25 protein-coding genes are annotated in these 21,216 nt (G+C 44.1%); 15 read left to right on the top strand and 10 right to left on the bottom strand.

The window, feature by feature from the left end; translation table 11 throughout:
• Nucleotides 1-67: 67 nt before the first annotated feature.
• A complete protein-coding gene (locus tag MHB43_RS01915) occupies nt 68-2,044 on the bottom strand; it encodes a methyl-accepting chemotaxis protein (protein ID WP_339181293.1) in 1,977 nt (658 codons plus the stop codon).
• Nucleotides 2,045-2,225: 181 nt separating this feature from the next.
• On the opposite strand from MHB43_RS01915, the gene MHB43_RS01920 reads away from it, so the two are divergent.
• Both MHB43_RS01920 and MHB43_RS01925 read left to right on the top strand, forming a co-directional pair.
• Nucleotides 2,226-2,753, top strand: a complete 528-nt coding sequence (locus tag MHB43_RS01920) for a hypothetical protein (RefSeq protein ID WP_405131218.1) — start codon at nt 2,226-2,228, stop codon at nt 2,751-2,753.
• A complete protein-coding gene (locus tag MHB43_RS01925; protein ID WP_339181298.1) occupies nt 2,750-3,256 on the top strand; it encodes a GNAT family N-acetyltransferase in 507 nt (168 codons plus the stop codon). The genes MHB43_RS01920 and MHB43_RS01925 overlap by 4 nt, the downstream gene beginning before the upstream one ends.
• A 149-nt stretch (nt 3,257-3,405) precedes the next feature.
• On the opposite strand, the gene MHB43_RS01930 is transcribed toward MHB43_RS01925, so the two are convergent.
• The 3 genes from MHB43_RS01930 to MHB43_RS01940 form a co-directional block, all read right to left on the bottom strand.
• Nucleotides 3,406-3,765 carry a hypothetical protein gene (locus tag MHB43_RS01930; RefSeq protein WP_339181299.1) on the bottom strand — a complete coding sequence of 120 codons (360 nt, stop codon included), beginning with the start codon at nt 3,763-3,765 and terminating at the stop codon, nt 3,406-3,408.
• Between the two features lie 260 nt (nt 3,766-4,025).
• Nucleotides 4,026-4,865: a DUF4261 domain-containing protein gene (locus tag MHB43_RS01935; RefSeq protein ID WP_339181301.1), complete on the bottom strand. Its 840-nt coding sequence runs from the start codon at nt 4,863-4,865 to the stop codon at nt 4,026-4,028.
• Nucleotides 4,866-4,943: 78 nt separating this feature from the next.
• Nucleotides 4,944-5,300, bottom strand: a complete 357-nt coding sequence (locus MHB43_RS01940) for a DUF1304 domain-containing protein (protein WP_036608019.1) — start codon at nt 5,298-5,300, stop codon at nt 4,944-4,946.
• A 229-nt stretch (nt 5,301-5,529) separates the two neighbouring features.
• On the opposite strand from MHB43_RS01940, the gene MHB43_RS01945 reads away from it, so the two are divergent.
• The gene (locus MHB43_RS01945; protein WP_339181304.1) at nt 5,530-6,063 is read left to right on the top strand and encodes an MOSC domain-containing protein; all 534 of its coding nucleotides are present in this window, start codon (nt 5,530-5,532) and stop codon (nt 6,061-6,063) included.
• A gap of 13 nt (nt 6,064-6,076) precedes the next feature.
• On the opposite strand, the gene MHB43_RS01950 is transcribed toward MHB43_RS01945, so the two are convergent.
• Both MHB43_RS01950 and MHB43_RS01955 read right to left on the bottom strand, forming a co-directional pair.
• Nucleotides 6,077-6,916 carry a helix-turn-helix transcriptional regulator gene (locus MHB43_RS01950; RefSeq protein ID WP_221824309.1) on the bottom strand — a complete coding sequence of 280 codons (840 nt, stop codon included), beginning with the start codon at nt 6,914-6,916 and terminating at the stop codon, nt 6,077-6,079.
• 26 nt (nt 6,917-6,942) lie between these two features.
• On the bottom strand, nt 6,943-7,680 hold the full coding sequence (locus tag MHB43_RS01955) for a WecB/TagA/CpsF family glycosyltransferase (protein WP_339181306.1): 738 nt from the start codon (nt 7,678-7,680) through the stop codon (nt 6,943-6,945).
• Nucleotides 7,681-7,937: 257 nt separating this feature from the next.
• Between MHB43_RS01955 and MHB43_RS01960 the strand changes: the two genes are divergently transcribed.
• From MHB43_RS01960 to MHB43_RS01975, 4 genes are all read left to right on the top strand, one after another.
• Entirely contained in the window at nt 7,938-8,387 is a 450-nt protein-coding gene (locus MHB43_RS01960) for an SRPBCC family protein (RefSeq protein ID WP_017691129.1), read from the top strand.
• A gap of 177 nt (nt 8,388-8,564) precedes the next feature.
• Nucleotides 8,565-10,094 (top strand): PAS domain-containing protein, encoded by a 1,530-nt coding sequence (locus tag MHB43_RS01965; protein ID WP_339181308.1) that lies wholly within the window; start codon nt 8,565-8,567, stop codon nt 10,092-10,094.
• A gap of 170 nt (nt 10,095-10,264) precedes the next feature.
• Entirely contained in the window at nt 10,265-10,585 is a 321-nt protein-coding gene (locus tag MHB43_RS01970; protein WP_405117721.1) for a transposase, read from the top strand.
• Between the two features lie 23 nt (nt 10,586-10,608).
• Nucleotides 10,609-11,445 (top strand): IS3 family transposase, encoded by an 837-nt coding sequence (locus MHB43_RS01975; protein ID WP_405132377.1) that lies wholly within the window; start codon nt 10,609-10,611, stop codon nt 11,443-11,445.
• Between the two features lie 100 nt (nt 11,446-11,545).
• On the opposite strand, the gene pyk is transcribed toward MHB43_RS01975, so the two are convergent.
• Nucleotides 11,546-12,961: a pyruvate kinase gene (gene pyk, locus MHB43_RS01980; protein ID WP_036607968.1), complete on the bottom strand. Its 1,416-nt coding sequence runs from the start codon at nt 12,959-12,961 to the stop codon at nt 11,546-11,548.
• Between the two features lie 112 nt (nt 12,962-13,073).
• On the opposite strand from pyk, the gene MHB43_RS01985 reads away from it, so the two are divergent.
• Entirely contained in the window at nt 13,074-13,853 is a 780-nt protein-coding gene (locus MHB43_RS01985; protein WP_307415333.1) for an AraC family transcriptional regulator, read from the top strand.
• 134 nt (nt 13,854-13,987) lie between these two features.
• Here the strand turns inward: MHB43_RS01985 and MHB43_RS01990 are convergent, their stop codons facing one another.
• Nucleotides 13,988-14,659 (bottom strand): phosphatase PAP2 family protein, encoded by a 672-nt coding sequence (locus MHB43_RS01990; protein WP_076329982.1) that lies wholly within the window; start codon nt 14,657-14,659, stop codon nt 13,988-13,990.
• Between the two features lie 305 nt (nt 14,660-14,964).
• Here MHB43_RS01990 and MHB43_RS01995 point away from each other — a divergent pair, with 305 nt between their 5' ends.
• The 4 genes from MHB43_RS01995 (at nt 14,965) to MHB43_RS02010 (ending at nt 17,142) form a co-directional block, all read left to right on the top strand.
• Nucleotides 14,965-15,753 carry a CPBP family intramembrane glutamic endopeptidase gene (locus MHB43_RS01995; RefSeq protein WP_405131219.1) on the top strand — a complete coding sequence of 263 codons (789 nt, stop codon included), beginning with the start codon at nt 14,965-14,967 and terminating at the stop codon, nt 15,751-15,753.
• A 150-nt stretch (nt 15,754-15,903) separates the two neighbouring features.
• Nucleotides 15,904-16,140, top strand: coding sequence for a DUF6953 family protein (locus MHB43_RS02000; RefSeq protein ID WP_405131220.1), 237 nt, complete (start codon nt 15,904-15,906; stop codon nt 16,138-16,140).
• Between the two features lie 385 nt (nt 16,141-16,525).
• Nucleotides 16,526-16,726 (top strand): cold-shock protein, encoded by a 201-nt coding sequence (locus MHB43_RS02005; protein ID WP_024633772.1) that lies wholly within the window; start codon nt 16,526-16,528, stop codon nt 16,724-16,726.
• 188 nt (nt 16,727-16,914) lie between these two features.
• Nucleotides 16,915-17,142 carry a cold-shock protein gene (locus MHB43_RS02010; RefSeq protein WP_017691121.1) on the top strand — a complete coding sequence of 76 codons (228 nt, stop codon included), beginning with the start codon at nt 16,915-16,917 and terminating at the stop codon, nt 17,140-17,142.
• A 244-nt stretch (nt 17,143-17,386) separates the two neighbouring features.
• Here MHB43_RS02010 and MHB43_RS02015 read toward each other — a convergent pair whose 3' ends face one another.
• Entirely contained in the window at nt 17,387-17,734 is a 348-nt protein-coding gene (locus MHB43_RS02015) for a hypothetical protein (protein WP_221824299.1), read from the bottom strand.
• A 164-nt stretch (nt 17,735-17,898) separates the two neighbouring features.
• Between MHB43_RS02015 and MHB43_RS02020 the strand changes: the two genes are divergently transcribed.
• Nucleotides 17,899-18,633, top strand: coding sequence for a class I SAM-dependent methyltransferase (locus tag MHB43_RS02020; protein WP_405131221.1), 735 nt, complete (start codon nt 17,899-17,901; stop codon nt 18,631-18,633).
• 58 nt (nt 18,634-18,691) lie between these two features.
• Here MHB43_RS02020 and MHB43_RS02025 read toward each other — a convergent pair whose 3' ends face one another.
• Nucleotides 18,692-19,336: a GntR family transcriptional regulator gene (locus MHB43_RS02025; protein ID WP_405131222.1), complete on the bottom strand. Its 645-nt coding sequence runs from the start codon at nt 19,334-19,336 to the stop codon at nt 18,692-18,694.
• A gap of 321 nt (nt 19,337-19,657) precedes the next feature.
• Here MHB43_RS02025 and MHB43_RS02030 point away from each other — a divergent pair, with 321 nt between their 5' ends.
• Both MHB43_RS02030 and MHB43_RS02035 read left to right on the top strand, forming a co-directional pair.
• Nucleotides 19,658-20,479 (top strand): transporter substrate-binding domain-containing protein, encoded by an 822-nt coding sequence (locus MHB43_RS02030; protein ID WP_339181317.1) that lies wholly within the window; start codon nt 19,658-19,660, stop codon nt 20,477-20,479.
• A gap of 23 nt (nt 20,480-20,502) precedes the next feature.
• Nucleotides 20,503-21,159: an amino acid ABC transporter permease gene (locus MHB43_RS02035; RefSeq protein ID WP_339181320.1), complete on the top strand. Its 657-nt coding sequence runs from the start codon at nt 20,503-20,505 to the stop codon at nt 21,157-21,159.
• Nucleotides 21,160-21,216 lie beyond the last annotated feature (57 nt).

The following is a 21,216-nucleotide window of genomic DNA, read 5'->3' on the forward strand; positions in this document are numbered from 1 at the left end:
GATAAAGCAATATAACCAAGTAACAAACAAGCCGCATTCACCTTATGGGAGAACGCGGCTTGTTGATTTATATCTTGAACTTTTTCACTTCTTCAGCGAGCGTATTAGCTTGTTGAGCCAGTTCATTGGAGCGTTCCGAGATACTCGTAATATAATTGAACTGTTCTTGCGTTGAAGAGGCAACCTCTTCGGTGGAAGCGGCGCTCTGTTCGGACATGGCCGCAACACTGGAGATCACTTCAGCAATCTTGCCAGAACTGTTATCCAATTCGGTTGTTGCAGACGATACTTGTTGAAGCTGAGTGTCAATGCCTTCAATAGATTGCTTGATTCGCATAAATGAGTCGCGCATCTCATGTACGGCAGCAACCTGTTGCTCAATACCATGTTCAGCAGAATCGACCTCGCTCACGCTTTGGTGGCTAGCCGCCTGGATTTCATTCAGCAACACGATGATGTCCTGAGAAGAGCCGGCGGATTGTTCAGCCAGTTTGCGCACTTCCTCGGCAACCACCGCAAATCCACGTCCATGTTCACCCGCTCTGGCGGCTTCAATCGAAGCGTTCAGTGCGAGCAGGTTAGTCTGGGAGGCAATACCTTGAATCATGCTGACGATGCTTTCAATCTTCTGTGATTTGTCTGCGAGTAGATTGATTGATTCACCCACACGGTCAATCGATTGGCGGTTACCATCCGAAAGCTCCACCTGATGATCTACCGCTTGTAGCCCAGCTAGCATGGCTTCTCCTGCCTCACGCATCATCGTTACGGACTGCTCGACACTGCGATTGATACCACCAACACTATCACTCATCTCAGACAGACGGCTTGAGCCATCATACACGGATTCAGCCTGTGTACTGGAACCTTGAGCGAGTTCATCAGTGGCAATGGAGATCTGCTCAGCGATGCGTTTGGTTTTATCTGTATGCTCCTGCATCTCACCCGAGATACTTTGTACGCGATCAGCAGAAGCCGTTACTTGCCTGAACAGCGAGCTAAGCTGATCGGACATCTGATTGAATGCCATACCTAGTTCAGCGAATTCATCTTTGCCTTTGATCTGCACCTTTCCTGTAAAATCACCACTCGACATTTGGCGGGAGGTCTCATGGAGATTTCTCAGTGGCTTGATGAAGAGTGTTGCGATCCAATAGGCACCTGCCAGTACAACCAATAATGTAATGGCGATAATGAGAATGTAGTTATTGCGCAATTCATAATAGTCCGCATAGGCGAGTTTCTCAGATATGACTGATCCGATAATCCAACCAGTACTTGGAATTTGTTTGAAGTAGAGGAGCAGATTTTCTCCGTTATATTGGAATGATCTTTGTCCTGAAGGATGCGTTTTCATCTCTGCAAGCAACGGTCCCAATTGATCGTTGTCTGCGGCTGAAGTACTTGCAAGATCAGCCTCGGGATGAGCTAAAATAACTCCCTTTTTGTCGAGCATAAAAGTGTAGCCTAGTCCATCCAGGTTAATTTGGTTGACTGTATCGGTTAACTTGGAAAGTAGAATATCAGAAGCAACCACTCCCCGTATTGCACCGTTTTCTGTCTTTACTGGCATGGCTATAGACACCGTAAATTGTTTGGATTTGTTGTCGATGTAAGGGTCAGTAAAAATCAGCTTGTCTGCTTGTAGAGCCTCTTTATACCAAGAACGATCCCTGGGATCATAATCTTTATCTGGGACGAAGTCAGAACCATTTATAAACTGTCCTTCCTTATTTCCGTAAAATATGTCCTCTAAGTTGTTAGGGTTGGTGCCCTTATACATGATGGACAGATAATCTTCATTAAGATCAGAAGATGAAACAGCCTCCTGAATTACAAGGCCTAGTGTTTCCACTAATTTCTCGTTTCCGTGTAACCAGCCGTCCAACTGAAATGTTGCGGTAGATATTAATCCTTCTAGTTTGTTGTTCACACTCTGAGAAGCTTGGTTTTCCGTTTGAACCAAACCAAGTGGTGCGAGCGCGCCAGCTGTAAGCAGAACAGTGACGAAGAAGGCTAACATCAATTTGAGTTTTAACTTCATACTTTTCCCCCTAGATGTCATGAATGTGTTAGTATGTTTGAAGCTTATTATATATATCGTCAAATAATATTTAATCCTTAGGCGAGACCAAATACTAAAATGTGGAAGAATAACGAACACAAAACGAGTTTTATTTGATATATAATATGTAAGGTCTCAATTTCTAGGGGGAGGTTAGACTGTGAAAAATAGAATCAAGATGATTATAGGTACCGTCACGATTATTGTTGTCGTAGCTATTGCAGTGCGTATGTATACCTCTGGTCAATATACTAAGTATATCCCCAGCAAACATACGACGTTTCGAGCAGAGGTTACAGATCATATGAGCATGCTGGATCGATTGGATCGACTGACAATTAGGAAGATTTCAAGTGCAGATCCGTATAATGAAGATAATGAAGTGACGATTACAGATCCCAATGAGATTAGAGACATGCTGAAGCTATTAAAGGATATTCGACTTAAAAGAGTACGGGAATTCGACGTTTCCGAAAGGAATCCATATTATTATGAATGGCGACTTACCATTAATAAAGAAGGTCGCTTTACCGATGGATTTGAACTGACGTTTTATAATGAAAAGTCTATCTCCATCTACAATGAGGCGAAAACGAGAGACGAACTTGAAGACTACGAGATTACCAATGAGTTTAATCTGAATGAGATGGACCGCCTTTTTGGAAAGCTGAAGGAGGAGCAAACATGAACAAGACCAACTATCATGTGCGTTCGATTGAGGAACAGGATATCCCCTTTCTGTGGGAGATGTTATACGCATCCCTGCATACACGAGAAGGTGATGAACCTCTCCAACTCGAAAGTATACATACGCCTGAGCTATCCAAATACGTTGAAGACTGGGGAAGAGAAGGGGATTTCGGGTATGTTGCGGTAGACCAGCAGGGCAAGAGACTAGGTTCAATAACATTACGATTCTATGCGGATCAGAATGCGGGATACGGTTATGTGAATGCAGCTACGCCAGAGATGGGAATGGCTGTAACGGAAGATGCACGTGGGAAAGGAGTAGGTACCTTACTGCTTCAGACCGCATTAGATGAGGTTGAACGGCGGGGAATTGAAGCAGTCTCGCTTAGTGTTGACCCGGATAACCAAGCGATTCGCTTATATAAGCGGTTAGGATTCGTGGAGGAGTCCCTAAATGGTACATCGGTAACGATGGTGCGTGTAAGTAAACTTGAATCTTAAATGATGAGCGTTCGGATCACTGGCATAACTGAGTAAGCAAAGTGGAACTGCAAAAGAAAAGGCACTTCCTCATGGGGAACGCCTCTTTCTGTGTGCCATGTACAGCATCGGTATCTCTCTTATTATACTTAGTCCGTATCACTTCAATATTATTTCAACAAAAATGCCAAAGCCTCATCATACGTTTCCCATTGAAATTCAGTTTGGTGCGCCGATTCTTTGGAAATCCGATTCAATTGCATTTTGGCGATTGCACCACCTACCGCTACACTGGCTCGCTTCATCCCCCACTGTGTCAGTAATTTCTGATGCTCCACAATTTTTTCTTTGGTATCCTGAGGGAAAGCCTTCATATTCCGCATATCTACTAGCACATCAAACGAATTTCCCAATTGTTCCGCTATTCTCTTGATTTCTGTATTCGCTTGTTCGACATGTTCAGGAGAAACAATACCTTCCCAGATAATTTCAATAATAGGTTTAGTTGAATCCAAACGTCTAACAGACATGTAGGCAACTCCTCGATAATAAAATAATATGTAATATATGAGACTATAAGCCTATTAATTATACCTTTTTATAGCGAGAATGAAAACTGAATTCATAATATAGTGGTTCTTATGGACTACTTATTCCTAGGGAAGTTAAATTCAGGGATTGTTATCACATCGTCATTGGGAGTATGGCTGGATAGCTAAAAGCCATCCAGAGGATGAACTCCAGATGGCTTCTATGATTGTAACATGATAAATTGAAATTCCTGCGTAAGTTAGAAGCCAATCTTCAAACTGTTGCCTTCCGTAGTTGCACCTTTGGAAAGGGAAATGCTCAGCTTTTGTTCTTCCGAGAAACCAAGTGTTTCCCCGTCATGCAGTGTGACGTCGTTCTCAACCACATACGTTGTGGTTATGAACATCATCTCAAATACATCGCTTAAAGACTCAGACGATTGCATAATCTCCATCTCTTCTTTACCAAAGTTACGTAGTCCGTAAGTGTAAGCTGAAGCGCCTTCGGCATTTTGGAATAATCCGATGAAAATCCAGAGCGAGACGGGCAACTCATCATCTTTGATCCCACGACTGGTTTCGACATACTGACTGGCTTCAACAACAAGTGGGGCCATGTATATGGCCAACGCGTGATCCAACTGTAATAAGGCACTTGCTGTTTGAGTGAACAGAACATGTCCATCAATAGCATTTGTTGCGTTCAGAACAGAGACAATAATCTGAGACTGGTGCCGTGAGGTAACTTGCTCCGCTTCTCGCCAAAGGATGTTTAGCTTGGCATTCTCCTCAACTTCACGGTCAGGTACAGGCGCGGCAATGTGAGCACATACCACCTGCATCTCATTCACCTCAAAAAAGAGATTGCCCTCCTCCGGCCGTTCTTCAATCTCGATATCCCATTCGTTCTTCATGTTCCTGATGAAAAGGTCAAAATCACAATCGTCACGCTCCAGCAGGACAAAACCCACGATGGTTTCACTGTAATTCGTCGATTCCACAGCACCACCTGCAGGTACCTTCTCCTTTTTGCGCCGCCGAAGCTTGTCAAACAATCCCATGACATGTTCTCCTTCCAATTCCAGAACGATTCTGGTCATTGTACACTGCTATCTATTCACTACCTTACCATAAAGGATTTAAACATGAATCGAAGCAATGCACCTATCGACAGGAAATTAGAGGAACAGGACCAGCAACAACGCAATGATCGCAGGCAAACCTTGTTTGATAATGATCGACCGTGAAGAAGTAGCCCCTCCATAGAGAGCTGCGATAATCACACACGCCAGGAAGAAAATCTGAATATGCTGTCCAACGGCAGCATCCGGATATACGAGTCCCCAGATCAGACCTGCCGCAAGAAATCCATTGTAAAGACCTTGATTGGCCGCGAGGGATTTGGTGGATTTGGCGAATTCCGGCGTGAGATTAAAGGTTTTCATTGTGCGTGGACGAGTCCACATAAACATCTCCATCACCATGATATAGAAGTGTTCGACAGCTACAAGAGCTACAAAAATGATACTAATCAAAGGAAACACCTTGCTTTCTGATATGTAATTTATTTACTTGTCCATCCTAGTATAAATGTTTGCAACAAGAACGGAAAGAGCAAATTTAATTTGTAACAATTTAATTGCGTATTATTAAAATTATTTATCGTTTTCCAAGGTAAGCATACGCCGATTGTCGACAATCCATTCATTGGGTAATAATGAACAATAAAGAAGTAATATTGCTCAGGAAAGGGAGGAGATTACTATGGGAACAGTTCAATTCGTCATGTTGGCTGATGATCCATCCACATTTGTGACCCGAGTTGTACCTTTTATAGACATTGAGCTTGCAGGAATTCCGGGTGACCGTCATTATGGTCTGCTTCGTCCGGCGGACTCACGTCAGAAAATCTACAAGCGTGGCACACCGATTGCGAATCGCCGCCAGCTCAGTATTGTGTCTGAGGAAGAATGTGCTCTTATTGCTGAGAAAATGAACATTCCTGAAGTGCGTCCAGAGTGGCTTGGTGCCAATATACTGGTTCGTGGCATTGATCGATTGACGGAACTGCCTGCTGGAACGCGGCTCCTATTTCCAAACGGGACAGGGTTAATATGCGAAGGGGAGAACCTTCCCTGTGTACATCCGGGGAAAATGATTGAACAATTCTACGAGCAGGACGGTTTGCGCAAAAAATTCGTGCCTGCGGCTCGCAAAAAACGTGGGATTGTGTGCTCGGTTGAACGGGAAGGTGTAATCCATACGGGGGATACCATAGAAGTCATTCGCCTGTCCTGATTCTCAGGACAGGTTAATTTATTAGCCCTCGGCGCTCACCATTCAGATGTCTAGAGTGTAAGTACTCCTCTGGTGTACTGCCAATAATGGACTTGAAATCTCGGATAAAATGGGATTGATCATGATATCCAAGGTCCTGAGATAGCTTAATCAGGTCACAGTGAAGACCGCGGTCCATCCATTCTGCAGCATTTTGCAGACGATACAACTTGATTACCGTTTTGGGTCCGATGCCCACATACTGATTGAACAGGCGTTGAAGCTTTCGGGTATGCATATTCCAATAAGAAGACAGATCATCCACTCTCAGCATCTCTCGGTTCTGTTCGATCTGTTGCACAATATCATGAACCATTCTCGCTTGAGCATCTTCAGCAGGAAGATGTGCACACAATAGCTGGTCGATGTAACTGGTTTTATCCGCATCATCCCCCGACCCAAGAAGTCGGTCTTCCAAGGATTCCGCTGTGACGTCCAGAATATTGGATACATTCATCGGCTGTCCGTACAAGGATGAGACAGGAGCCCGGAGGAAGGGATAGAATCCTCCTGGTTTGAACTTCACGCCAAACACACGACCTTTTCCGCTCACAAGATAGGAGAATTTACGTCCCGATGGTCCGAAGAAAAACGTATTGTTCCGTTCCACAACCAGATTGACACAAGGGTTAGGCACGACATGTTGGGGATACGGTTCAGATCCAGTCAGATCCCACGATACGATCCAGTAATGTTTAACAAAAGGGCGAAGTGCTTCGGAAGGAGCATGGCGTGTCAGTTGATATTTATGGTCACCTTCATTCAGATTCAACAGGCCCATGCTTGGTCTGTCTCCTTGTTCTACCTGTTTCATCTGGACACCCCCCTGCTCATCTCACATTATTTAGGTTCTCTGAACAACAATGCCCGCACAGCAAAACGGGGTAAAATGAGTTGCCTGCGCCATCTCGAAGGTTGACTGAGGAGGCGATAGAGCCATTCCAGGTTAAGCTTCTGCCATATCGCAGGGGCACGTTTGGTTTTGCCAGCCATGATATCGAGACTGCCTCCTACACCTATGGCTACACGAGCGTTCAACTGGTGGCGATATTTGTTAATCCAGTGTTCCGCATGGGGGGCGCCCAGAGCTACGATAAGAAAGTCTGGTTGAGAAGTACAAATCTCTTCCACAATCTGTTGTTCCTCATCTGCCTGGAAATAACCATGGTGTCTGCCTTTTAAGATAACTCCGGGGTAACGCTGTGCTATGACTTTTACTGCCTGTTCACTTACACTTTCCTCTGCTCCCAGCATGTAGAATGACCAGTGTTCTCGATCACCTTCCTCCAATAAACGAAACAGCAGATCACAACCGGTTACCCGTTCAGTTAATTGTCCGCCCCGAAAACGGGATACCATCACAATGCCGGCACCGTCAGCCGTGACCAACCCGGCTTGATCGACAACCTCGCGAAGAGAGGCATTCTTTTGACAGGACATGACAATCTCGGGATTGCCTGTGATGACATGGAATAGTTCATTGCTTTCCTGATCTACAACTTCACCAAGGATTGCAACCGTTTGATTCATCGTTATATTGGGAAAAGGGATGCCCATAATATTCGTTGATTGGCTCATATCTCATTTCCTTTCTGATTCTGTCTCATCACCTTGAACAGTCCTGTTATTTCATTCCAGCTTAGTATATCTGATCTTCTGGGAAAGCACTATATGGGCGCAATTCGTTTGGATTAGGGTATAACATTCCCGAAAACATAAAGAGCTTATATTTTACCTGTTGTCGCGTTTTTACAATACGGCCTTTGGGGTATAACGATAGGATAGGAGTGCGAGCTTGACAGATCGCGTATCCAATACATAAAGGGAGTGAGTCCATGGAACTGAAATATGAATTCTATATCAATGCAGGACTGGAAGAGGTGTGGAATGCTCTAATATCACCAGACGGCACACGGAACAGTTTTTTCGGCAGTGAACTTCGTACCAATTTCCAACCAGGTCAGCCGTTTGCTTATGTAGGGCCAGGTAATGATGGTGCGGAGACGGTCCATGTGTATGGAGATATATTGGAATTTGAACCGCTGTCCAGACTTAGCTATCAGGAGCATCCCGGACCGTCGTACCATGCGAATCATGCCGAGCTTCAATCCAGAGTGGTCTTCCAGTTGGAAACGGTTGGTGAGTGTACGAAGCTGACGCTGATTAATGATCAGTTTACAGATAACCATCCTTCCATTGCGAATGCACAGAGCAGCTGGTGGATGATTCTAAGTAGCATCAAAACTTGGGTGGAGACGGGTAAAACACTGAATTTTGGCTGGTAGCTGGTAAGAGGCAGTCATTTAAGATTTATTTTTCATAAAAATAAAGGCATTTAATATAAGAACCAGTGCTGATTCAGTGCTGGTTCTTGTTTTTATACAAAATTAAGACCATTGCTCTACACTTAATGTCTGATAATGTCGAAATATATATCATATGAGCTAAGAGGAGAAATGAGCATGTTTCGTAAACGTACTGAATCGACCAAACACCTTCGTATAGATGCGCATCAGAATTTACTGGAGTATAGTCGTAAACTGGTAGCAAACGCAGAAAAGGGCGACTATGACGCATGGATCGAAGATGGCATTGAGTTTCAGGATACCGATGAAATAGCTAGTAATATCAAAAAAGCAGTACATATGATGAAAGCTCAAAACGAAGACGTGGAAATGCGCCTTAGAATGCTGAATCAGGCGATGCATGTGGGATTATGGGAATCTGAAATTGTTGCTGGTGATCCACTGGATAACAACAATATCGTCGCATTTTCGAATGAATTCCGCCAAATGTTAGGCTTCCATAATGCCAAGGATTATCCCAATTCATTTGCAAGCTGGGCGAAATCGATATATCCGGATGACAGACCCCAACTGGTACAGGAGATTATGAAACATGTGAATGACATAAGAGCAACAACTGCCTATAACGCCATCAGCCGTATGATTACTAAAAGTGGAGAAATTCGCTGGTTCCGATGCCTTGGACAAGTCATCCGAAATCAGGCTGGAGTTCCGGTCAAACTTCTGGGTATCATGTTTGATATTCATGAGGAGAAGAGCAAGTCGGATGAGCTGGAAGCACTCGTCACCCGATATGATCTGGTTAACCGTGCCTTGGTGGAGGCACCGTGGGATATGACTGTTGTGGCTGGAGATGTAGTTAATCCAAATAACGAATTTTGGTGGTCACCCCAGTTCCGTAAAGAATTAGGGTTTAAAGACGAGCAGGATTTCCCGAATGTGTTCAGCAGCTGGAGCAGCCGACTTCATCCGGAAGACCATGATCGGACGATCAACGAATTTGCCAGACATATGAACGATTACAGTGGTCGTACACCGTACGATCTGGATTATCGTCTGCAGCGTAAAGACGGGGAGTATCGGTGGTATCACGCGGGTGGGGAGACCATTAGGGATCAGGATGGAGTACCACTCCGTGTAGCTGGAACCATTCGAGACGTCACCCATGAGAAGAATAAGGAACAGATCGTGGAAGCCATGAATCTGAAAACAAAACAATTGTCAGAGTCCATTGGCGAGATGGTACGTGGAATCAACTCGATTACCGATCAGGCACAGGATCTGGTTACTGCACAGGAGTTATCTGCCGATGCAGCTATTCAAGTGAAGAGCAGTGCAGATGATACGAAGAATATTACGGTGTTTATTCGAGAGATTGCCAGTCAGACCAACCTGCTCGGATTGAATGCAGCAATTGAAGCTGCACGAGCGGGAGAGCTGGGACTGGGGTTTGGCGTCGTTGCTGGTGAAGTGCGGAAGCTGGCTGATCATAGCTCGGAGGCCACAGTAAATATTGAAGACAGCATGCAGAAGATGAAAACACTGATTGATCAGATTCTTGAGCATATCGGTAATATGTCCACGTTAACGCAAAATCAGGCTGCTCTGACACAGCAGGTGAATGCATCAATGGATGAGATCAATACCATGTCTCAGGATCTGGTTAATTATTCTCGGAATTTATAAGCTCAAAGCCGTTTGTTTTAACATCATGATGGTGGGCTTATAGCTATAGTATCAACAAAAAAACCACCGGGGCATTTTTGCTCTCGTGGTATTATCCCCTTTAAGTAGACATTTGAAAAAGCCTTCATGTTATCATGAGGGTTCAAGTGACACTTGGAGGGGATATTTTTATGGCAAAAAAAGGACAAACATTTCAGACGTATACCGAAGAATTTAAATTGAATGCGGTTAGATCCTATGTCGAAGGGTCTTCAAGTTATAAAGTGGTAGCTGAACGCGAAGGAATTCGAAACTGTTCACAACTGAAGGTGTGGGTGAAAAAGTGGAAAAACGGGGAATCGTTCGATGAGCGAAAAAACAATGTTCCGAATCCAATGAAAGGACGTCCCCGTACTGCCTTTAGCAGTGTAGAAGAAGAACGTGACTACCTTCAAGCACAGGTGGATTATTTAAAAAAGCGGTATCCAAATCTAGTAAAGGAGAAGCGCTGAGCCAACGGGAGAACTACGATATCATAGACGAATTGCGCTGCTCGCATAGCATTACACGCCTATTATCGATTACAGGAATACCCCGTTCCAGTTATTACAAATGGCGAGCAACACAGCCGCAGCGAGACGCAAGACAAGACCGTGATCGTGAGATCAAAGAACACATGATGGCTATTCATTTTGCAAACCGAGAGTTTGGTTATCCTCGCATGACAACGGCGCTCTGGGAGGCTGGTCTGAACGTTAATCACAAGAAAGTATGGCGAATCATGCGGGAACTATCGATCCAATCGGTCATTCGTAAGAAGCGGAAGAAGTCCAGCTATACGCCATCTGTGATTTATCCGAATCGCCTGAAGCGCAAATTTCATGCCACAGCCCCCCAGCAAAAAATGGTGACGGATATTACTTATATTTCGGATGGAAACACATTCGTTTATCTGTCTGTCATTCAAGACTTGTTCAACAACGAAATTGTAGCTTGGCAATTATCTAAACGGAACGATGTTCAGCTCGTATTGGATACGGTGGAACAATGGACACAAAAAAGAGACGTTTCGGAAGCCGTGCTCCATTCGGATCAAGGCTTCCAATACACGTCTCAGGCGTACAACACACGATTAGAAGCATTCGGCGTGAAGGGCAGCCACTCTCGCAAAGCAACCTGCCTGGATAACGCATGCATCGAATCCTTCTTTTCGCATCTCAAGACAGAGAAGCTGTACCTTAACCAGTGTAATTCAGAAGCAGAGATTCGACAAGCCGTGGAAGATTACATGTACCATTACAACTACCGACGATTTCAAGCCAAACTCAAACAGCGCGCACCGATTGAATATCGATGCGCGCTGGCAGCATAGCTTTTTTCATCTGTCTACTTGACAGGGGTATGACCACTCGGTGGTTTTTTTGTGTTTTAATTTAAAGCTACATTGGATAGCTACATTTTCATCCGCTCAATTATACTTGTTGAACTTTAATCAGGTTCGTATTACCGGATTGACCGATTGGAACACCAGCGGACAATACAATGATGTCACCTTTTTCAATGTAACCTGTTTTGATTGCGTTACGCGTAGCCGATTCGAACATTTCATCCGTTGTCGTTACTTTGTCGCCCATAACCGGAATAACACCGGAGAGCAGGCAGATTTTCGCCAATACTTCTTCATGTTGTGTAACTGCAATGATTGGCGCTTTTGGACGATATTTGGAGATCATGCGTGCTGTGAATCCACTCTCAGTCGAAGTGATGATTGCTTTTGCATTCAGTACGAGGGAAGAACTTACAGCGCCCTGACTGATAACTTCAGTAATATCAGCGATCTGTTGAGCCGATTTTTGTGCGAATTGCTCTTTGTAATCGATCATTGTTTCAGCACGGCGAGCAACAGCAGCCATCGTGCGCACGGATTGTACCGGATATTTACCAGCAGCTGATTCACCGGACAACATCACAACGTCAGCACCTTGAAGTACAGCGTTTGCCACGTCACTAACTTCGGAACGAGTAGGGCGTGGGTTTACTTGCATGGACTCCAGCATGTGTGTAGCTACGATAACCGGTTTACCAGCGCGGTTACATTTATCGATCATTTCTTTTTGCATCATAGGTACGTCTTCGATAGGTACTTCAACCCCAAGATCTCCACGAGCTACCATGATGCCGTCAGATGCTTCAATAATATCGTCCAGGTTAGTCATACCTTCCTGGTTTTCGATTTTGGAGATGATCTGTACGTGGTCTACACCGCGTTCTTTCAAAATGCTGCGGATTTCACGGATGTCATCACCTTTACGAACAAAGGATGCTGCGATAATTTCGATATCGTTTTCGATCCCAAATCCGATGTGCATAACGTCACGCTCGGTTACACCTGGCAATGTCGTTTTGATTCCTGGCAAGTTAACCCCTTTGCGTGGTTTCAGAATGCCGCCACTGATGATTTTACAATGGATATCGGATCCTTCCACAGACAGTACCGTCAGATCCACAAGGCCATCATCGATGAGGATACGATCGCCGGGTTTCACAACGAGGTTAAGTTCCGGATAGTTTACAGAGATACGCTCAGCGTCACCGAGAATTTCTTCGGTAGTCAGGATCAGCTCTTTACCAGCTTGCAGATGGCAGGATGCTTCTTTCAGTTTACCGATACGTACTTCCGGCCCTTTGATGTCCATCATGATCGGTATATAGGTGTTCAGTTCGGAAGCTGCTTTACGGATATTGTTAATCCGTGTAACGTGATCTTCCAGTTCGCCATGAGCCATGTTCAGACGGGCAACGGTCATACCTTCCTGAATCATTACTTTCAACAATTCGATTGAGTCACAAGCAGGTCCCATGGTACAAATAATTTTTGTTTTTAACATGCTAATTTCCTCCTCATATTTAAGCTTATATGTGTATTGTAGCGTTTTCTGTCGAATCAGGGTATGAACTATAGTACAATGATTAGAGTATAGTCCGATAATGAGGTGTGTTATGGTCACTCCACTTGAAGTACGACATATTAATGGTGTCGGTTGGTACGAAGAAGCTGTGCAATCTCAAGAAACTTGGCGGCTTAGCTTGGTTACTTATGGAAAATGTGTATATTGGGTGAACGGTGATAAACAGATCATGGAAAAGGGTGAATTGCTCCTCATTCCAGGTGGTACCCCATATTACGGCAAGAGTATTCCTACAGTAACGCACACACAGATTGTAATTCAACTGCAACGCGACCATACGGAAACTCTGCCTGCACTGGAACGGTATGAGGCTTTGCGGCATAAACCTGGATGTTATGAGCTGATCCATCAACGCATGAGCGCTATTTATCAACAATGGCAGGAGCGTCCTTCTTATTATGTCATGATGAGCCAAGCCTTATTGATGGAAGTGTTGATTTATATGAACAGGGAGCTTGATCGTGGAGTTATCCCGCCGGAGAGGCATAATCATGTTGAACGGATGAAGCGGTATATTGAGCGGCATTATCGGGAGAAAGTGACGAAGGAAGAACTCGGGGACGAGATTAATAAAACTCCCAATTATGCTGCTGCATTATTCAAAAGCATGACAAATCAGACCATCAGTCAATATGTCCATGATCAACGGATGAAACGAGCCATATATCTGCTCACCGAGTCGCAACTCTCCATCCAGGAAATTGCCGAATTTCTCGGCTACCGGGATCTGTCTTATTTTTACCGCATATTCAAACGTATAACCGGAAGTCCACCGTCTGACCTTCTTCATGAACGTCCACCTATAGTATGAAACGCGTAGTCCAACCCAAATAAAGTTCTTCTATATAAGTAGGTTTAATTAAATGAGTACAAAAAAAGAGGGCTTATGCCCTCTTTTGCTGTATAGCAGGCTCATCATCCCGCCTGTTACATATATAAATGTCGTTATACATGACTGCTTGGATTAGAAGCTGTGAGTGGCTGCTTGCCTTTTTTTCGTGCCTGCCCGAGACGAAGAGCAAAGACATGTACAGTCCAATACGCGGCCTCAGCAAACAAAATGCCTCCAGCGATGTCCAGCAAGGAATGCTGTTTTACAAACACCGTTGAAGCAATAATCAACCACAGCCATACCGACCAAGAAATCCGAGCCAAAGGTTTAAAGTTCAAGTGTCTGTTGATCACAATAAACAGCAAATAGCTGGTCAGAACATGAACACTTGGGAAACAGTTGAAGGGCGCATCATTGGTATAGATAAACTGTACTAACACGCTGCTCAGATCAGTTCCGCCGATCTCCGGTCGTGGGACATGGGTAGGGAACACCGCAAAGCAGACATTGGCAGCCATGACACCAACATTATAGGTAATCAACGTACGCCAGAATAGCGACTTGTTCGTCAGACCCAAATAGAGAAATCCAAGATACAGAATGGGCATCCAGCTAATGTACGGATAAATAAATTCTTTGAGAAAAGGAATCTGTGTGTCAATCCAAGCATAATTGTAGAACACATCACTTCCGGTGTTGCTGCCTAAAAAAACGTAAATGGAGCCTTGGAGCGGTATGCACAGAATAGCCAGTAAATGCCCCCAGCGCTGAAAGAATGCTTTCATAGTATCCCCCTGATTTCATTATGCATTGTGAAACTATCGTTAATGGGTACTTCATAGATATATGACGTTGAAGAGTCGCCACACCCCTGCAGCTTTGAACTCTTTTAATACTATAATGGACAGATAAAGGTATAAGCCATACCTGATTTTAGGGGAAAAGAAGTCAGGAGAAGTCTCTTTTTTGTTACTTTTATAGTTTTATCCATAATAGGAATATTCAATATGCGGATGATGTGATACAACTATATTGGCAAATAAGTTCTTATGACAACAGAAAAAGAAAATGAAACGAGGCAGGTAAATGTATGATTAATCCGCAACCCAAGCCAAAACATTCCTTTTCCGAGCGCAAACCTGTGCGCACCGTTGTGATTATTGAGCTGCTTCTCCTGTTAGCCGTATTTGCTGCAGGGGCCATTGCAACGATAAAACAACTGGACTACACTTCCCCTGTACTCATTTCCTTTACACCCATCGCAATGGTTCTGATGATCTATCTGACGTTAAGGCGCAAGTGGGGAGAGACTGGCTTCCGATCTTTGCGAAGTATCCCAGCTGACCATGCAAAGTATTATATTCCACTACTCCTTGTACTGGGTACACTTGCCCTGAAAGGGTTTGGGGAGCTGAGCTTGTCACGGGTAGCTTTTTTCATCTTTTTTACCTTGCTCGTAGCTTTTGTAGAGGAAACGATCTATCGTGGACTTATTTTCAAAACATTGCTTCAAAAAAGTGCAGCGGCCGCAGTTGTGACCTCCAGCATCTTGTTTTCGATTACACATCTGCTGAACGCATTGTCTGGTAAGGATATAGCAGATACGATCATGCAATTGATCTATGCGCTGCTCTTGGGAGCTGTACTTGCATTATTGATGCTGAAGAACGGAAATATCGTACCGCTTATATTGTTTCATTTCATACATAATCTGATTCAATTTCTAGGGAATGATCTGGAGGACACAGGGACACTTCCTTACGATCTGTTTATACTTACAGTACTGATTGCTTACTGTGCATGGTTAGTGTGGAGCAATCGAACACATTCGTCCATTCCTTCTAAAGGGAATGAGCAAGCGAATACGGTTGTTCATTAATGGTATTGCGGATATTGCTTGAAAGTAGTTATCATACAGTTTCCCGTCAGCAATTGGATCATGGTATACTTCAGTCTGGCGGGAAGACAGATATGTTCATGATACGAGGTCTGCCTATCCGTACATTAGGTTTAGACAGTAGGTGATATAGTGGAGAAGACAGCACAAGATGTAGCAGAATGGATGGTACAGGAGATTAAATTCACAGGAACACTTCATCAGGAAGCTGCCATAGAATATGTGAAGACCCATTTTGGCGAAGAGTTTGTTTTTGTGAACGAGAACGGCAATACATCATTGTCCAAAGAAGTGAAGAAAGCTTTCCGAAAGCTTCATCGTGGGCAGATCGCTTGGGATCGGGATGCATTTATGTGGGCATGGACATAGTGTGTTATACTGGGGTAAGATGATTCGTTGGCTGTGTTGGATATGCATGTCAGATTATTATATAAAAAATGTATAAGATGGATTAGATCTGCATATCCTTTCATAAGACCGTACACAAGCGGCCAGACACATAAGTGTGATAAACCCTGTCCCCACGCGTTGTATTTCCAAAGCTGTTTGAAAAGAAAATACAAAGATTTGCTTTTTGGCTGAATTGGAGTTATAATAAAAACAAGTTGTAGAGAGTGGAAAACCTAATTCATATATTGTAAAGGGCGATCACTTATAGGTTTATGACTGGTACCTTTTTCAATGTGTGAATTTTTATTTGCTTGCTGCAAAGAACAAAGGAACATGTTAATCTTTATTTGGAGGTGTAATTCACATGCAAAACGGAACAGTAAAATGGTTCAACGCTGATAAAGGCTTCGGTTTCATCGAAGTTGAAGGCGGAGAAGATGTATTCGTACACTTCAGCGCTATTACAGGCGAAGGCTTCAAAACGCTGGACGAAGGTCAACGCGTGCAATTTAAAATTGTACAAGGAAACCGTGGTCCTCAAGCAGAAGAAGTTGTAAAACTGTAATTAAAGCATAGCTGCCTTTAACATGTTATAATGGTAAAGGCAGCTTCTTTTTTTTGATCAGTTATATAAAATTCGGCCCATTAGTTGTCGAGGCAGGAGTTCGGTGGGACTTGAAACTTCCGCTAAGTGTAGGCTTCTGTGAAATAACGTCGGTTAGATGTTTTTCCATAACAAAGGGGGTAGAAGTCATGTATAATCGCAAAAAACCGTTGGAAGAGATTCCACAAGCTGATGCGGCAATCTGGGAATGTACGAGTGATACGTGCAAAGGATGGATGCGGGACAATTTTGCGTTTGATAACGTACCTACTTGTCCGATATGTGCTTCTGAGATGGTCAGCACGACTAGGATGCTACCATTGCTTGAGAATTCGAATAGTAATCTGAAAACGATGCCTAAAGGAAATCGGATTTAACATAGCTTACCCGCCTCTAACGAGGTGTTTTTTTTTAAGATCAAATAGACACCCTGTGCATAGGTAAGGGTATTAAATATGAAGTTCCCGGCATTCGTTTTGGCGAATGCCTTTTTTGTATCATTTTTCAACAAAAACTATAGTTTAATTGACGTGAATCGTATGAAAAAGATAAAGACCCTTTTTGCTATAAGCAAAAAGGGTCTTTGTTCTGACTACAATTTTACCATGATCAGATTGGAATTTAGATGAACAGGAATGGCAGCAGAAACAATGTTGCTACCAGAGCCAGATCGATTCCCGCTCCATAGCCGTAACCCCCGCCGTATCCTCCGTAACCATATGGGCCGTAGGCTGAAGATTTAACTTTCTTTTTTGCAACAGCGTTTTTCTTGCTGCTTTTTACCAGTTGCTGTTTGGATTTGACTGAACACAGCCGTGGTCCCTCGAAACATCCGTTCAAATAAACTTTGCCATCACGACATTGACTAAGCGTACCATACATATGCTTACCGTCGTTCATAACGAGACAAACGGAACGTCCAACGTGCGGAGAAACCGTTTCTTCACATACCGGGTTAATTCTGTACATGCAAATCCTCCTCATTAGATGCGGTTGCCGCTTGAATTCAACGGTTTGTATATCATAGTAAAAACAAAAGCAATTGGTATGGACGAGTACCCGGAAAATCGAATGGGGAGGAGCCGTTTTTGAATCTGCTCCATACACTGGGAGGAGTGAGGAGGGGGTTTCGCGTGGATTATCACGACATGCTGGCTCGGTTAGGGGAGGGAAGTGCCCACCCTGGAGGTTTTTTGGCAACGCTGAAATTGCTGGATAGCTTAGCTCTGCCTGTGGGTAGTCATATTCTTGAGATAGGGTGCGGCACTGGGAGAACTGCGTGTCACCTGGCTAAAAGTGGATATCGGGTAACGGCGATTGATCTTCATCGCAATATGCTGGATAAGGCAGTTCGACGGGCGAGACGAGAACGGGTGGATGTTCGATTTGTTCAGGCTGATGTAGCATCGTTACCTTTTCCTGAAAATCAATTTGATATGGTATTCGTGGAGTCGGTCACAATCTTCACCCCATGGCGGAGTGCACTTGCTGAGTATAGAAGAGTGTTGAAGCCGAGTGGACTTTTGGTGGATCGGGAGATGGTTCTATCAGGCCAGAAGACCGAATTGATGTGTCGCAGGTTAAAGCAATTTTACGGTATACGAACTCTGGTAACGGCTACAGCATGGAGTAAACGCCTCAAGCAGTGTGGTTTCACCAAGGTGGAGGTCAAAGAACATTCGCGTTCCATGGGAAAATGGGGCGTTGATCATGATCCACATCGGGAGATCGATATGAATTGGTTTGAGGATGAACGTATGCAGCGAATGAGTCAAACCAATGATCGTTTGCTCGCGAAATACGGCAAAAAGTTGGGATATGCTGTTTTTGCGGCTAGGGCGCCGTTGGAGGTCAAAAAGGAAAAATAGGAAAAAGGCAACTCACACAATCGTGTGGGTTGCCTTTGTTTTGTTCTGACAGTACGTACTACAGCATATCGTTGTCGATAATCCGCCAGTGGTGTTTGAGCAGGGCTTCCAGTTGGTTCTTATCTTTGGCTCGAAAAGCACTTAAAATTTGCCGGTGCTCTTCATTAACTTCGAGCAGTACCTCAGATAGCTTTGGTTTATTATCACTAACATATGACTGCCGGATGAAACTGTTCTTCAATGTGTTTAACATCTCAATGACTGTAGCGTTACCACATCGCTGAATGTACAGATTATGGAACTGATATTGGTTTTTGTTGTAGGCAGCAAGATCAAGCTGGCTGATATCTTCGTCCATTCGGAAAACCAGAGTTTCCATCTCCATAAGTTCTGATGGTCTGAGATGGTCTGCTGCAAGTGTGGCAGCAAGTGCCTCCAGCACACCGATCGCTTGGGAGAATTCCAGTTTTTTGCCTGCATCAAAAGGAGTGACAATAAATCCCCTGCGTGGGATGTATTGCAGCAGATTGTCTGAAGCCAGCTGAAAAAGCGCCTCCCGGGTAGGTGTGCGACTGATGTCCAGCTTTTTGCATATTTCGGCCTCGTTGATCTTCTGGTTGGGAAGTAACGTCCCGTCCTGAATCTTCTGGGCAATGTAATCGTATACGTGATCTTTCAAGGATCGGTATTTGGGTACCTCCATACCGAATCCTCCTTTCTATGTATAGTGAATAAATAGATGAGTGTGAGGCCGTACTGTACGCGCCGTTCAGGAGTTTCAAGTTTTTATCATCTTAACACCGAGGGGGAAGTTGGGCAAGCAAACTTCATGTTTCAGGCGATGTAAATACTGTGTTATATATAGTACATTTTATGGAATTAAAGCGTATAAATGTTTAAATAATCATTGTGATAAACCAGATTGTTTGTTAGTATAACTTACATATAAGTCCATATATTGTCTTGTGTATATTGTATACAAATCATGATGTTTCTCATTTAAAAAAGAATAGGGGTATGATGTGTGAAAAAAGTGCTGTTGCCAATGATGCTGTTGTTAGTGGTTGTGATCATGTCCGCATGTGGGCAGGAAAAAACGACAGGAACCGGATCGGAGCCAGATTCATCCTCGGGAAATAACTCGGCAGAAAAGGAAGTAATTGTACTTGGAACCAGTGCAGACTATGCACCCTATGAATTTCATAAGAAAATCGATGGTAAAGATACCATTGTAGGTTTTGACATCGAGATTGCAAAAGCAATTGCGGCTGATCTGGGAGCCGAGCTGAAGATTGAGGACATGGACTTTGATGGCCTTCTTATGGCCCTCGGTACAGATAAGGTTGATTTTGTAATATCAGGCTTAACCCCTACCGAAGAACGGAAGAAGAATGTTGATTTTACGGATATCTACTATTATGCAGAGCAGGCTGTACTTGTTAGAGAAGGGGAAGATACGGCATTAAAGTCCATGGATGATCTATCAGGCAAACAGGTTGGTGTACAAAAGAGTTCCATTCAGGAAGGGATTGCACAGGAAATAGAGGGGGCAAAGCTCACTTCTCTGGCCAAAATACCTGAACTGATTCTGGAGTTGCAGACAGGACGTGTAGACGCACTCATCCTGGAGAGGCCGGTGGCTGAACAGTATGTGAAGAACCAAGAGGGGCTTGTTGTTGCAGGTGTGGAGATCGAACAGGCTGAAGACGAGGGTGGTTCGGCCATCGCGGTGAAGAAAGGCAATCAGAAGCTGCTGGATCAGATCAACACTACATTGGAAAAGCTCAAAACGAACGGAGATATTGAACGGTTCGTCGTTGAAGCGAATGAGATGCTCGGCGAATAAACCGGACGAGTGAGGGATATGCCGTGAATTTAGATTTTTCCTTTCTATTAGAACATTGGCAGGATTATGCACGAAGTGCGTGGGTCACGCTTGAACTTTCCTTCTTCGGTGTATTGTTTGGTACGTTACTTGGTGTGATCATGGCATTAATGCGAATATCCCGAATATGGCCATTTAAATTTGTGGCTTCGGCGTATATTGAACTCATCCGAGGAACACCAATGCTGGTACAGATTCTTATTATTCATTATGGTCTGACGGTTGTAGGTGTGAACTTGCCGGCATTTATGTCGGGGGTGGTAGCTCTGACGATGAATAGCTCGGCTTATATGGCGGAGGTGTTCAGGGCCGGGATTCAGGCGATTGATAAAGGACAGACCGAGGCTTCGCGCTCCCTTGGTATGACACATGGTATGACACTTCGCTATATTATACTGCCGCAGGCTTTTCGTAACATGCTTCCAGCTATCGGCAATGAATTCATTATTATCATTAAAGATTCTTCGCTTGTCTCCATGATCGGCATAGCCGAGATTATATACACGGCCAGAACGATTCAGGGTGTTACGTTCCAGCCGCTTGCTCCGCTGCTCGTTGCCGCCGGCCTCTATTTTATAATCACATTTGCACTGGCCAACTTGCTCTCTTGGTTGGAACGTAAACTATCTACTTCTCGATAACTAGTGATAAAGGATTCGATTCGAGAAAGGCTGGGAATAGGCTACTGTGGAAATAGC

The organism is Paenibacillus sp. FSL H8-0317, from assembly GCF_045040685.1.
Lineage (GTDB): Bacteria > Bacillota > Bacilli > Paenibacillales > Paenibacillaceae > Paenibacillus.

Coding starts and splice junctions, on each gene's coding strand:
- MHB43_RS01985 (WP_307415333.1), top strand. CDS start 13,074: ATGGTCACTCCACTTGAAGTACGACATATTAATGGTGTCGGTTGGTAC.
- MHB43_RS01960 (WP_017691129.1), top strand. CDS start 7,938: ATGGAACTGAAATATGAATTCTATATCAATGCAGGACTGGAAGAGGTG.
- MHB43_RS01965 (WP_339181308.1), top strand. CDS start 8,565: ATGTTTCGTAAACGTACTGAATCGACCAAACACCTTCGTATAGATGCG.
- MHB43_RS01935 (WP_339181301.1), bottom strand. CDS start 4,865: ATGACCAGAATCGTTCTGGAATTGGAAGGAGAACATGTCATGGGATTG.
- MHB43_RS02025 (WP_405131222.1), bottom strand. CDS start 19,336: ATGGAGGTACCCAAATACCGATCCTTGAAAGATCACGTATACGATTAC.
- MHB43_RS01945 (WP_339181304.1), top strand. CDS start 5,530: ATGGGAACAGTTCAATTCGTCATGTTGGCTGATGATCCATCCACATTT.
- MHB43_RS01970 (WP_405117721.1), top strand. CDS start 10,265: ATGGCAAAAAAAGGACAAACATTTCAGACGTATACCGAAGAATTTAAA.
- MHB43_RS01990 (WP_076329982.1), bottom strand. CDS start 14,659: ATGAAAGCATTCTTTCAGCGCTGGGGGCATTTACTGGCTATTCTGTGC.
- MHB43_RS02010 (WP_017691121.1), top strand. CDS start 16,915: ATGTATAATCGCAAAAAACCGTTGGAAGAGATTCCACAAGCTGATGCG.
- MHB43_RS01925 (WP_339181298.1), top strand. CDS start 2,750: ATGAACAAGACCAACTATCATGTGCGTTCGATTGAGGAACAGGATATC.
- MHB43_RS01930 (WP_339181299.1), bottom strand. CDS start 3,765: ATGTCTGTTAGACGTTTGGATTCAACTAAACCTATTATTGAAATTATC.
- MHB43_RS01950 (WP_221824309.1), bottom strand. CDS start 6,916: ATGAAACAGGTAGAACAAGGAGACAGACCAAGCATGGGCCTGTTGAAT.
- MHB43_RS02015 (WP_221824299.1), bottom strand. CDS start 17,734: ATGTACAGAATTAACCCGGTATGTGAAGAAACGGTTTCTCCGCACGTT.
- MHB43_RS01955 (WP_339181306.1), bottom strand. CDS start 7,680: ATGAGCCAATCAACGAATATTATGGGCATCCCTTTTCCCAATATAACG.
- MHB43_RS01995 (WP_405131219.1), top strand. CDS start 14,965: ATGATTAATCCGCAACCCAAGCCAAAACATTCCTTTTCCGAGCGCAAA.
- MHB43_RS02005 (WP_024633772.1), top strand. CDS start 16,526: ATGCAAAACGGAACAGTAAAATGGTTCAACGCTGATAAAGGCTTCGGT.
- MHB43_RS01915 (WP_339181293.1), bottom strand. CDS start 2,044: ATGAAGTTAAAACTCAAATTGATGTTAGCCTTCTTCGTCACTGTTCTG.
- pyk (WP_036607968.1), bottom strand. CDS start 12,961: ATGTTAAAAACAAAAATTATTTGTACCATGGGACCTGCTTGTGACTCA.